This window comes from Burkholderia sp. RF7-non_BP4, assembly GCF_001521935.1.
Taxonomy (GTDB): Bacteria; Pseudomonadota; Gammaproteobacteria; order Burkholderiales; family Burkholderiaceae; genus Burkholderia; species Burkholderia diffusa.
Genome location: NZ_LOTA01000040.1, coordinates 115,854 through 127,604 on the forward strand (window position 1 = coordinate 115,854; position 11,751 = coordinate 127,604).

The 11,751-nt window shown below is 66.6% G+C and carries 12 protein-coding genes; 10 read left to right on the top strand and 2 right to left on the bottom strand.

What is annotated here, in order from left to right; translation table 11 throughout:
* Positions 1 to 38: 38 nt before the first annotated feature.
* Positions 39 to 350 carry a DUF4148 domain-containing protein gene (locus tag WS49_RS17150; protein ID WP_059530841.1) on the bottom strand — a complete coding sequence of 104 codons (312 nt, stop codon included), beginning with the start codon at positions 348 to 350 and terminating at the stop codon, positions 39 to 41.
* A gap of 170 nt (positions 351 to 520) precedes the next feature.
* Between WS49_RS17150 and WS49_RS17155 the strand changes: the two genes are divergently transcribed.
* The 10 genes from WS49_RS17155 to WS49_RS17195 all read left to right on the top strand — a co-directional run bounded on the left by WS49_RS17155 (position 521) and on the right by WS49_RS17195 (position 10,706).
* Positions 521 to 781, top strand: coding sequence for a hypothetical protein (locus WS49_RS17155; protein WP_156441406.1), 261 nt, complete (start codon positions 521 to 523; stop codon positions 779 to 781).
* 214 nt (positions 782 to 995) lie between these two features.
* On the top strand, positions 996 to 1,451 hold the full coding sequence (gene parS / locus WS49_RS17160; RefSeq protein WP_006753033.1) for a type II RES/Xre toxin-antitoxin system antitoxin: 456 nt from the start codon (positions 996 to 998) through the stop codon (positions 1,449 to 1,451).
* Complete coding sequence (locus WS49_RS17165; protein WP_059530847.1) at positions 1,448 to 1,927, top strand: RES family NAD+ phosphorylase; 480 nt, start codon at positions 1,448 to 1,450, stop codon at positions 1,925 to 1,927. The genes parS and WS49_RS17165 overlap by 4 nt, the downstream gene beginning before the upstream one ends.
* Positions 1,928 to 2,065: 138 nt before the next feature.
* Positions 2,066 to 2,542 (top strand): hypothetical protein, encoded by a 477-nt coding sequence (locus tag WS49_RS36085; RefSeq protein ID WP_257127764.1) that lies wholly within the window; start codon positions 2,066 to 2,068, stop codon positions 2,540 to 2,542.
* A 162-nt stretch (positions 2,543 to 2,704) separates the two neighbouring features.
* The gene (locus WS49_RS17170; protein WP_059530850.1) at positions 2,705 to 3,244 is read left to right on the top strand and encodes a hypothetical protein; all 540 of its coding nucleotides are present in this window, start codon (positions 2,705 to 2,707) and stop codon (positions 3,242 to 3,244) included.
* Positions 3,245 to 3,545: 301 nt separating this feature from the next.
* On the top strand, positions 3,546 to 4,307 hold the full coding sequence (locus tag WS49_RS17175) for a hypothetical protein (RefSeq protein WP_059530853.1): 762 nt from the start codon (positions 3,546 to 3,548) through the stop codon (positions 4,305 to 4,307).
* Between the two features lie 329 nt (positions 4,308 to 4,636).
* Entirely contained in the window at positions 4,637 to 5,887 is a 1,251-nt protein-coding gene (locus WS49_RS17180; protein ID WP_059530856.1) for a metallophosphoesterase family protein, read from the top strand.
* 3 nt (positions 5,888 to 5,890) lie between these two features.
* Positions 5,891 to 9,361 (top strand): ATP-binding protein, encoded by a 3,471-nt coding sequence (locus WS49_RS17185; RefSeq protein WP_059530860.1) that lies wholly within the window; start codon positions 5,891 to 5,893, stop codon positions 9,359 to 9,361.
* A 121-nt stretch (positions 9,362 to 9,482) separates the two neighbouring features.
* Positions 9,483 to 10,007 (top strand): HD domain-containing protein, encoded by a 525-nt coding sequence (locus WS49_RS17190; RefSeq protein ID WP_059530863.1) that lies wholly within the window; start codon positions 9,483 to 9,485, stop codon positions 10,005 to 10,007.
* A gap of 9 nt (positions 10,008 to 10,016) precedes the next feature.
* Positions 10,017 to 10,706 carry a DUF429 domain-containing protein gene (locus tag WS49_RS17195; RefSeq protein WP_059530867.1) on the top strand — a complete coding sequence of 230 codons (690 nt, stop codon included), beginning with the start codon at positions 10,017 to 10,019 and terminating at the stop codon, positions 10,704 to 10,706.
* 189 nt (positions 10,707 to 10,895) lie between these two features.
* Here WS49_RS17195 and WS49_RS17200 read toward each other — a convergent pair whose 3' ends face one another.
* Positions 10,896 to 11,366: a hypothetical protein gene (locus WS49_RS17200; protein WP_059530870.1), complete on the bottom strand. Its 471-nt coding sequence runs from the start codon at positions 11,364 to 11,366 to the stop codon at positions 10,896 to 10,898.
* Positions 11,367 to 11,751: the final 385 nt, after the last annotated feature.

Here is an 11,751-nt window from a genome sequence, read left to right on the forward strand (position 1 = left end):
CAGCGGGCGTATCGCGGTATGCGCAGCGTGCGGCGGTCTTACTGACCGAAATAGACCGAGTCGTGAGCGTTCTGCTTGACCGCGATCGCGCGGCCAGTACGCACGCCGGCCGCAGCCTGTGCGCCGTAACCCGTTGAGTCGCTGTTCGTCACGCGTGCCTGTGCGGTCTGCAGCGCATTCGGATAGTGGACGTCGGACACTTCCGGCTTGTACCCGGCCTGTTCGAGCTGGACGAGTTCTGCGCGGACCTGAGCGCGCGTCAGTTGATTCGACGGGTTCGACTGGGCGAATGCGCCAAGGGATGCGGACAGGGCGGCGGCAGCGGCGACTGCGTAGATGAACGACTTCATGGTGACCTCCGGTTTTCGTAGATTTTGCGCTTCGCTGGTTGAGCTGAGCGGTTGATTGCATCGTAGCGATCGCGATACCGGTCGGAAATACGCGTTCCAGCGAATAATTATTGCAACTGGGTAAACGATTCAAGGGCGAATGGGGTTTTGTCTGATGATTGTTGGTGTGCATGATGGCGGTCGCGGGTTGCAGTTGGCGCAGCATCGTCGGCGGACCGGATGATTCGCAAGGCATGTTGGCGCAGAACCGATGGGCGGGCGCGTTCCGGGAGGGCGACCGCAGGCCAATCCCGTCGGTAGATGGTCAAATTGAATCGGATACCGAAGTATCGATGGCGGGCACGGAAATTCGCTTGCCCAATTGCTTTGCAATTGAGACGGGGCAGGTGTCGCTCTGCCGATGGCTATTCATCAGAAAAATTGTTACGTGACAACTTCATGACGTCAGCGAGCGGTTTGATATATGTGATTTCGCGATTTCCGCTCCACGGCGAATCTTCAACCACGCGTGATGGGGCAGGGCCGCGAGCAGGAAAGCCGCATCGCCGCCACCAGGAACTGCCGCCCGCCGGGTGGCCGCCAACCGAATTCGCCTGTATTCGGCAAAACGCCTATAATGATTGGGCAAATTGCCGGAGAAGAGCCATGAGTACGATCGCGTTTCATCCGTCGGGCGTCGCGCACCCGCGCCAGGCCGAGTTCACGATCCTCGAGCAGCTGCTCGCGATTCGCGTGCGCTCGGGCGCCGATCTCGCCGAGCTGGCGAGCGCGCGCGTCGACGTCGCGGTGATCGACCGGCTGTCGGAGCGCGGCCTGAAGTCCGATGAACTCGCTTTCATCATCCCGCGGCGTACCCTGAGCCATCGCCGCCAGGCACACGAGCGCCTGTCACCGGAGGAATCCGACAAGGCGATCCGGCTGGCGCGCATCGTCGCGCAGGCAACGGCCACGTTCGGCGACCAGGACAAGGCGATGGCGTGGCTGCGCAACGGGCTCCAGCGCTTCGGCGGACGCACGTCGCTCGACATGTCGAGCACCGAGCATGGTGCGCGACTCGTCGAAGAAGCCCTCACGCAGATCGACGAGGGGTATTTCGCTTGACGACGCTGTGGCGGATCAGCAATTACGCGGACCTGAAAGGCGTCGGCGGATTGCGGGCCGGCGGGCGCTGGCATTTTGCGGGGCAGCCCGTCGTCTACCTCGCCGAGCATCCGGCGCTCGCGCTGCTCGAGACGCTCGTTCACTTCGAAATCGCCACCGTCGCGCAATTGCCGAGCGGATACCAGTTGCTTCGCATCGAGGTGCCTGAATCGGTGGACGTTGCCGAGATCGCGGATGGCGATGCGCCGGCCGACTGGCGAGAGAACGTCGACTGGACCCGTAGTGCCGGGACCGAGTGGTTGCATACGCAACCGAGCGCCTTGCTGCGCGTCCCGAGCGTCGTCGTGCCGCACGCGCATAACTTCCTGTTGAATCCGCTGCATCCTGCCGCATCCGACATCCGCATCGCGGAAGTCATTCAGTCTCCGTATGACACCCGCATTCTGCGGCTGATCCATTCGAACAAGAGCGAATAGAAGTGGCCGCACGTCGTTGCGTGCACAACGCCGATCAGCATTCCCGCGCGCGCGGTCGGCGCCCGCATCGGGTGCCAGCGTCAGCCTGATTCGCGTGACCGTTGTGTTGCGCAGCACGCGCGGACTCAGGTCGGTTGCGTGAAAGCCGCTCGCGCGCAGCTCGAAGGCGCCGACGATCGTGCCGGTCTGCGAGTCGCAGCGGGCACGGCGCTGCGCGTCACCGACATGGAACATGAAGGCGGTGCATGGCAGAAACGATCGACGAACGGAACGACCACGCATCGTGGCAAGGGGCCGGGATTTTTCGATTTCCTCGGTGATGTCGATTGCGGTCGCGCGCTGACCAGCCGCGAGGCGGAGCCGTTCGACGTCTGCTGGATGATGGCATTCGACAAAATCGACAGCGATCCCGGCGTGCATGTCCGACGACATCGAGCCGATCGCGAGAAGCCGATTATCTGGCTGCACCGACGGCTGGCCGACACACGTTCTTTGGGATGCCTACAGGAATGGTCGCTTTCCGTGCTAGCAGATACTTCGTGCGCCGATGCGCCGATGCAGGCCATCGAGCGACGCCAATCACGCGCCGAGCGCGATGTTTGTCAAACAGTGTGAGTCAATCGTCAGCATTTGCAACTGAAGTAACAGTCCCCGCAATTCGATGGTTTTGGACGTTGGCGCGGCTACATTAGCTCCACCTGCCGCACGTCGCGGCGAGGCATGCGACCAGCCGCACGAAGGCGGCCCGCAGCAACAACGTCTTTGGGGAGAATGACCATGAACAAGATTCGCACGATTCTGCTTGGTGCCGCGCTGACGGCAATCGCATCGGCTGCTTTCGCACAAACGGCGCAGACGGGCGCGGAAGGTTCCGCCGGCGTCGGCGCACAAGTCCAGACGCCGCTGCTCGGCGGTGGTGTGGGCGTGCAGGCAGGTGCAGGCGCGAATGCCGCGGGCTCGGGTTCGGGCGCAGGCAATCTCGTCGGCGGTGCGCTGAACGGCGTGGGCAAGACGGTTGGCGGTGTCGGCTCGGCAGCGGGCAACGCGGTCGGTGGCGCAACGCAGGCAGTTGGCTCGGCAGCCGGCTCGGCGAAGGATGCCGCGGCATCGGCCGTGCACGCGACGAAGTCGCACGTGAAGCATGTCGCGAACTCCGCGAAGAGCCACGTGCAAGGCGCGGTGTCGACGGCGGGTGATGTCGCAGGCGGCGCGAAGGCGAAGGCCGGCGAAGCGCTCGAGGGTGCGACGAACGCGGTGCAGGGCGGCGCTTCGGTCGGCGTGAAGGGTTCGGCGTCGGCACAAGGCGGCGCGCTGTAAGCGATACGCTTCCCGCCAAGGCCCGGCCCGCTTCGATGCGGGCCGGGCTTTTTTCATTGGGCGTGCCGCGCATCGTGGTCGCGTTGGTATGCCGTGGATCGAAACAGGCGGTCCGCACACCCTCTGCCCATTGCCTGCCCGCCGTGCTTAAATATCGAGGTTCCCGATCGCCGGGCCGCCCTCGGGCGACGCAGGTCGATTCAGGCAAGCATGTCCGATCGGCATCGTGACGACAGACGACTCCAAAGTGCCGCCCCGGCCTGCCCGGCGTGGTCCGATAACATTCCGAGGCATCACGATCATGACCATCCTGTTCCGTCTTCTCGCGCTCGCCTGCGTGCTGTGGCTCGCGGCGTGCGCGTCGCCGCCCCCGACTGCCGCGAGCGCACCGGCCAGCCAGGATGCCGGCGAACGTCGCGGGCTCGGCACCGCGTGGGGCGAGTCGGTGCATTCCGAAACCCGCAAGGTCGATTTCAAACGCGCGGATCCGACGACGCCGACGGATCTCGCGTCGGTCTACTACAACGATGCACTGCCCGGGCATCCGCCCGCGTCGCGGATTCGCCGGTTGCCGACGCGCGTCGCGCTCGCGAACGGCGACATCGCGTTGTCGTTTACCGACGAGAAAGGCGTGCCGCTGCGTCTCGCGCACAGCGACGGCCGCTGGCACATGGCGGGCGTCGAAGGTGCACGCTACATGATCGTGCTGCACAACCAGGGGCGCCGCGCGTTCGAGGTCGTGTCGACGGTCGACGGGCTCGACGTGCTGTCGGGGCGGCCGGGTAGCTATGCGAACGGTGGCTACGTGCTGTATCCGGGCCGTACGCTGACGATCGAGGGTTTCCGCAGGAGCCGCGATGAAGTCGCCGCGTTCCGCTTCGCGTCGGTGCCCGACAGCTACGTCGCGAATTCGAAGTACGGCGATACGGCGAACGCCGGCGTGATCGGCGTCGCGCTGTTCGCACAGAAGGAAAGCGATGAGGAGGCGTTGCGTCGCAATGCGAATTCGTTCCCGGGCAACGACGACGGCTTTGCGCCGCCACCCGCGCCGCGCGGCGAGTGACACGCACGGGACGAATGTCGCGGGTGCCGTCGGCCGTCGACTTCGGAAGATCATCCGAGGCATCGCGACCGCCGTGTTTCGGGGCGCAGGTTCGTCGAGGCTGCGCGATCACGCGCGGATTGAGGGCGTGGGGTCGTGCACCTTCCCGACGCCCGCTTTCAGGTACCATCCCGACCCGCTGGCGACGGGTGGCATCATCGCCCGGACAAGAGTTGCATCGCGACTATGCAACGGCGACGGTCCGGTTCGTACCTCGCCCGCGTTGCGTCGCTCGACGGCGCACAATGCTTGTCGACATCGCCCCTTCGTCCTGAAACAGAGGAATCTTCGTGAAGTTCATCCACGCGGCAGACATTCATCTTGACAGCCCGTTGCACGGCCTGAGCGCGTATCCCGACGCGCCGGCCGCGCAGTTGCGCAACGCGTCGCGCGAGGCGCTGCGGCAGCTCGTGGATCGTGCGATCGAAGAGGCGGTCGCGTTCCTTGTGATCGCCGGCGACCTGTACGACGGCGACTGGAAGGACCACAACACCGGCATTTTCTTCGGCCAGCAAATGGGTCGCCTGCGCAAGGCCGGCATTCGCGCATTCGTGCTCGGCGGCAATCACGATGCCGAAAGCGAGATGACGAAGAAGCTGACCTTGCCCGACAACGTCACCGTGTTCGGCCATCGCAAGCCGGAAACCCATCGGCTGCCGGAATTCGACGTCGCGCTGCACGGGCAGAGCTTCAAGGACAAGGCAGTCGTCGACAATCTCGCGATCGGCTATCCGGATCCCGTGCCGGGCCATTACAACATCGGCGTACTGCACACCGCGCTCGAAGGCTATGCGGCGCATGCGAACTATGCGCCGTGCACGCTGGCGGAACTGCACGCGAAGGGCTACGACTACTGGGCGCTCGGTCACGTGCACGAGTTCCAGCAATGGTCGGGGCCGTCGACCGTCGTGTTTCCCGGCAACCTGCAGGGTCGCCATATCCGCGAGACGGGCCGCCGCGGCGCGGTGCTCGTGACGGTCGAGCAGGGGCGCACGCAGGTCGAGCGCCTGTACCTCGACGTGCTGCGCTGGGAAGCCCTGTCGGTCGACGCATCCGATTGCTTCACGGTCGCCGACCTGTCGAGAAAGATCGGCCAGTCGCTGGAGGCGCTGTTGACCGTCGACGGTCACGTGCCGCGCGCGGTGCGCGTGACGGTCACGGGGCGCACGCCCGCGCACGGTCTTTTCTTCGGCCGCGCGCCGCAATTGCGCGCGGAGGTGCTGAACCAGATCGGCATCATCGGCAACGAACGGCTGTGGCTGGAGAAGGTTCGTCTCGCGACATCCGCACCCGAGCAGCCGCAGGGCGAGAGCGAGCAGCTCGAGGCGCTGGAGGATCTGAAGCAGATCCTGGCCGACGCCGCGCACGATCCGGATTTTCTCGCGCTGCTCGAACGCGACCTGAAGCCGTTCGTCGGCAAGGTGCGCAGCGACGTGAAGGAAGAGGTGCCGCTGCTGACGATGGCACGCGCGGGCGAACTCACGGCGCTGGTCGAGCAGGTCGGTCCCGCGTTGCTCGCGCGGTTGGCGAGGGGGGAATAAGCGATGCGCATCAGCCAGCTCGATCTGATCAAGTACGGCAAGTTCACCGACGAGACGCTGCGCTTTCCGTCGGCCGGGCAGGATTTTCACGTGATCGTGGGGCCGAACGAGGCCGGCAAGTCGACGATCCGGACGGCCGTGTCGGAACTGCTGTTCGGGATGAAGCTGCAGACGCCGCTCGACTTCCTGCATGCGACGCCTGACCTGCGGATCGGCGGTGTGCTGGAGGGCGGCACCGGCGCGCTCGCATTTCATCGCGCGCGCGGGCGCAGCCCGTTGCGCACGCCCGCCGACGACAAGCTCCCGGACGACTACCTCGCGGCCATCCTCGACGGCGCGACGCGCGAGTTTTTCGAGCAGATGTTCGGGCTTGATCATGGGCGGCTCGTCGACGGCGGCCGGAGCATTCTCGATGCGTCCGACAAGCTCGGCCAGGTGCTGTTCGAATCGGCGGCGGGTGTCGGCACGCTCGGGCCCGTGCGCGAGGAGCTCGACGCGCGTGCGGGCGAGCTGTGGGCGCCGCGACGCAGCGGCAGCGCGTTCGCGCAGGCCGAGACGTCGTTCAACGAAGCGGTCGGCGAACTGAAGGCGGTCCAGGTGCGCACGCGTGACTGGGTCGATCGCAAGGAGGCGCGCGACGCGGTCGAGCAGGAGATCGAGCACGCGCGCGTGGAGCAACGCCGCCTCGAAGCGCTGCGTTCGAAGCTCGAGCGTGTGCGGCGGCTGGCGCCATACCTGAAAGAACTGACGATCAAGGAAGCGGCGCTTGCCGAACTGGGCACCGTCGTCGAGTTGCCGCCGACCGCGTATGCCGACTTGCTGAAAGCGCAAGGCGACCTTGCCGCAGAACAGAAGGTGCTCGAGGAGCGTCGCACGGACCTGCTCGCGAAACGGCAGGCGCGCGATGCGATCGATCCGGACGCCGATGCGCTGGCGCTCGAAGGCGACATCGAAGCGCTCGACCGGTTGCGCGGCGCATGTATGAATCACGCTCAGGATCTGCTGTTGCTCGGCGCGGACGTGGAGCGGCATCTGACCGCCGCGGGCTCCGCGGCCGCGCAGCTCGGCTGGCCGACCGACGAGGCGTCGCTGCGCGCGGCACTGCCGACCGCGCTGTCGCTGAAGACTGTCGCGAATCTCTTGCGCGACCACGGCGCGCTGCATCAGGCGCTGGCCGGTGCGCGGGAATCGCTCGACGAACGCATGCAGGAACTCGCGCAGGCGCAGGAACAACTCGCGCGTCTGTCTACCGTCGATGTGCCGGAAGTGCTTCGTGCCGCGCTCGCCGATGCGCAGGGGTTTCGCGGCAGCGGCCAGCGCGAACTGGCGCTCGAGCGCGACATTGCCGCCGCCGAGCGCACGCTCGCCGACGCGCTCGATGCGCTCGGCCAGTGGCGCAGGCCGGTCGACGCGCTGCGTGTGCTCGACGTGCCGTCGGCGGCGCGGCTCGGTGCGCTGCTCAACGAAGCAAGCGAGCGCGCGAGCGCGGCGGCCGCCGCGCGCGATGCACGGGACGGCGCGCAGGAAGAATACGAGCGGCTCGAACTGCAGGAGAGACATTTCGCGGAGACCCACAAGGTCGTCACCACTGCCGAAGTGCTGGCGGCGCGCGCGCGTCGCGACGGCGCGTGGGGCGACATCCGCAACGGCGTGGTCGATCTGGCAACGGGCGCGCCGGCCGTCGACGATGCGATCCGCCTCGCCGACGAACTCGTCGACGCGCAGCTCGGCGCCACGCAAGCGGCGGCGACGCTGCAATCGCTGCGTCAACAGGTCGAATCCGCGCGTGCCGTGTTGATGCGCCGGCAGGCGGCCATGGACGAGCGCGAACGCGAGCTCGCCGCGCATCGCGACGCGTGGTCCGAACTGGCGACGACGGCCGGCGTGCCCGGCATGCCGCTGGCGGCGATGGGCGATTGGCTCGCGAAGCGCGACACGGTGTTTGCCGCGCAGTTCGAACTTGACCGCCAGCGCCGCGAATTCGCGACGATCCGCGATGCGCGCGCCGGCGCGGAAGCCGCGTTGCGTTCGGCGCTGCGCCTGGTCTCGCGCGGCGTTGACGCCGACGGGTTGGCGGCGCTCATCGCGATCGCCGAGACGTTCGTGCAGTCGGCGGAGAAGACGCTTGCGCAGAAGGACAGCCTCGAGGACCGCGCGCGCGAAGCCGAACGCGGATGCGCGACGGCCCGTTCGCGCGCGGGTCAGGCCCAGGCCGCGTACGATGCGTGGCAAGCACAATGGCGCGACGCGCTCGCCGACGCGAAGCTGTCCGTGAACGCGGTGACGCTGGCTGCGGCGGAAGGGGCGCTCGGGCTCGCGAATGCGGTGACGGACGAGCTGGCCGCCGCCGATGCGCCGCGCAACCGGATCGCCGCGATTCGTGCCGAGCTGGCTGCGCTCGAGGCCGGCGCCCGGCGGCTGGCCGAAGCGCTCGAACCCGAATGGCTGGCGAGCGGCAACTGGCTGGACGTCGCGCGCCGGTTGACGATGCGCGTGGCGGCCGCACGGGAAACCGCGCGTGCAATCGATCGTGCCGACGACGCGGTGCGGCAGGCCGAGGGCAAGGTCGCCGATGCCGCCGCCGCGGTGGCGGGTGCGGACGCACGCATTCAGCCGTTGCTGCAACTGGCCGGCGTCGCGTCGATCGACGCGGCGCTGCCGCTGGCCGAACGATCGGATCGGCAGCGCCAGCTTCGACAGGCCGTCGATGCCGCGAAGGAGGCACTGGTACGCGACGGCGACGGGTTGTCCCAGTCGGCCGTCGAGGCCGAGGTCGCGGAACAGGACATCGCCGACGTGCCCGCGCATCTCGAAGCGGTGAAGCAGTCGCTTGGCGACATCGGCACGCGTCTGAACGCGCTCGCGCAACAGCAGGTCGTCGCCCAGCAGGCATTCGGCGCGATCGACGGCCAAGCGAACGCGGCCGTGGCCGAGGCGAAGCGGCAGGAAGCGCTGGCCGCGATGGGCGACGCGGCTGAACAATATCTGGAAGCAGCGACCGCGAGCCGTCTGCTGAAGTGGGCGACCGATCGCTATCGCGACCAGAAGCAGGGGCCGATGCTGCGCCGCGCGGGCGAGATTTTCGCGGGGCTGACGCTGGGCGAATTCGCGCGGCTGACCGTCGACACCGAACGGACGCCGCCTGCGCTGTACGCGCGACGCACGAAGGGCACGTCGGTCGAGGTCGCCGGCCTGAGCGAAGGGACGCGCGATCAGTTGTTTCTCGCGCTGCGGATCGCGGCGCTCGAATTGCAGCTCGCGAGCAGGACCGCGCTTCCGTTCGTTGCCGACGATCTGTTCATCAACTTCGACGATGCGCGCGCGAAGGCGGGACTCGAGGCACTGCGCGATCTGTCGACGCGAACCCAGGTGCTGTTTCTGACGCACCACGATCACTTGCTGCCGCTCGTGCGCGATGTGTTCGGCACGCAGGTGAACGTGGTGGAGCTGGAGCGCGAGGCGGCTGGCGCATGACGGCGCGCGGCCCGATGTTCCGATATGTGGGAATGGTCATCGCGTACAGGTAGTATGTGCGGTTCCGAAACGCACGCGACCGGTTCAGCCGGTCGCGGGTCCGGCCACACGAGGGATCAACATGAACAAGCTGGTAGCTGCCATCGCGTTCGCGGCGGACAAGCATCGCAATCAGCGGCGCAAGGACGACGAGGCATCGCCGTACATCAACCATCCGATCGCGCTGGCCGCCGTGCTGGCCAACGAAGCCGGCATCGAGGACGAGCGCGTGATCGTCGCGGCGGTGTTGCACGACACGATCGAGGATACGGAGACCACCGAGCAGGAGCTGCTGCGGCTGTTCGGCAAGGACGTCGCCGACATCGTGATGGAAGTCACCGACGACAAGTCGTTGCCGAAGGACGAGCGCAAGCGCCTGCAGGTCGAGCATGCGGCGACCATCAGCCGGCGCGCGAAGCTCGTGAAGCTCGCCGACAAGATCTGCAACCTGCGTGACATCACGCGGCATCCACCCGCTGACTGGCCCCTCGAGCGCAAGCAGGCGTACTTCGACTGGGCGAAGTCGGTCGTCGACCGGATGCGCGGCGTGCATCCGGGCCTCGAAGGGATCTTCGACGCCGCGTACGACGCGCGGCCGGCGGACTGACGCGCAGCCATGCAGGCGGCCCGATCCCGCTCCCGATCAGTCGCGCGGTCGTTGCCCGCGGTGGCGGGCGTCGACGTGGGCGGCGACAAGAAGCGATGCGATCTCGTGATCTTGCGCGGCGCGACGATCGTTTGCCGCGCGGAGCGGATCGCGCCCGAAGCGCTGCCTTCGCTGTGTATCGAGCATGACGTGGTGGCGGTCGGCGTCGACGCGCCGAGCCTTTGGTGGACGGGCAGCGGACGCCGGGCTGCCGAGCAGGCGCTCGCGCGTGAACGGATCTCGTGTTTCCCGACGCCATCGCGCGAGCAGGCCGTGGCCAGCACGTCGGGCTTCTTCGACTGGATGTTCATGGGAGAGCGCGTCTACCGCGCGCTGGCCGACGCCTATCCGCTGCTGACCGAAGCGCGCTATGCCGGCGGGCGCGTGAGCTTCGAGACTTATCCGTATGCGATTACCTGTGCGTTGCTTGGCAAGGCGATCGCGTCGGCGAAGCAGAAACGCAACCAGCGCCGGCAATTGCTGACCCAACTCGGGATCGACGTGTCGACACTGCGATCGGTCGACGCGCGGGACGCGACGTTGTGCGCATTGACCGCGCAATACGTGATCGACGGAAACGCGCACGCGTACGGCGATGCGGAAGGCGGGTATATCCGTGTGCCGATCGTCGGGGAGACGATCGTTCTCGATACGCTCTAGTCACGGACCGCGGCTTGCCGATACGCGTGAACCCGCGACGGGAAGGTGAGCTCTTTCGGGAGACGTGTCGGACATGTCGATGTCGAGGTGTCGAGCAGCGACAGCCGGTCGGCATGTGCGGGGCAGCTGGCGTGCGCAACATGCAACATATATGCAATTGACGCACCGCGCGCCTCTTGGCCGGGATGCTCAGTCTTCGAGAATGGACTTCGGCACGCTGGAGAGATCGCAGGCAGCCGCTTGTTCGAAATAGCCTTGCGCATCGTCGATCATCACGACCGCGACGTCGATCAGTTCGTCGAGTCGCTGCAGCAGCGATTCGCGCCATTCGATGTCTTCGTCGCGCTCGGGCGTTTTGTCGAGCTGCTCGATGATCGAGTCGGCCGTCTGCAGGAAGGGGATCGCCTGTTGATAGTTTTCGATCGAGACCATCGCTGCGTTGCGCGCGCCGACGAGTCGTTCACGATGCTCGTCCGCCAGATCGGACACGCCGCTGATGCGCGGCAGGACATTCGAGATGCGTTGCAGGAGCGGCGGGACCTGTTCTTCGAGCATGACGGCGCGCTCGCGCAGCGCGGCGTATTCATCGCGGAGATCGGCGTCGCCGGATTGAGTGGTGCTGTCCATCGTCGGTATGAGTGCGTTGTTCGATCGCGGCATGATACTCGACGACGTGCGCTCTCTTGTTTGTGCCGTGGGGTGGTGTCCGGCGCGAGGCAAATGCGGAGCGCGGTTGAACAGAGGGCGTATGCAATCTCCTGTATAGGATAGGAGGAAAGAAGGACTCGCCCTGGATTCGTCGCGGGCTCCTCGCGCTGCATGCGGTATGCAGGGCGTCAGACCGAAGCCCCCGTGCGCGGCAGCGCACGGGGGCTTTTTCAAAATATTTTCACAAAGGGGTTGCGGAGACCGGGGCGGGTGCTTAGAATCACGCCTCTTTCGCGCTAACGGAAACGCAGCGCGGGAGGAGAAGGGAAGCGGTGCGGACGCGGGTGGTGGTAGAACCCCGGCGCACACGAAGTTGAACCCCGGTCGTCGCAACGAA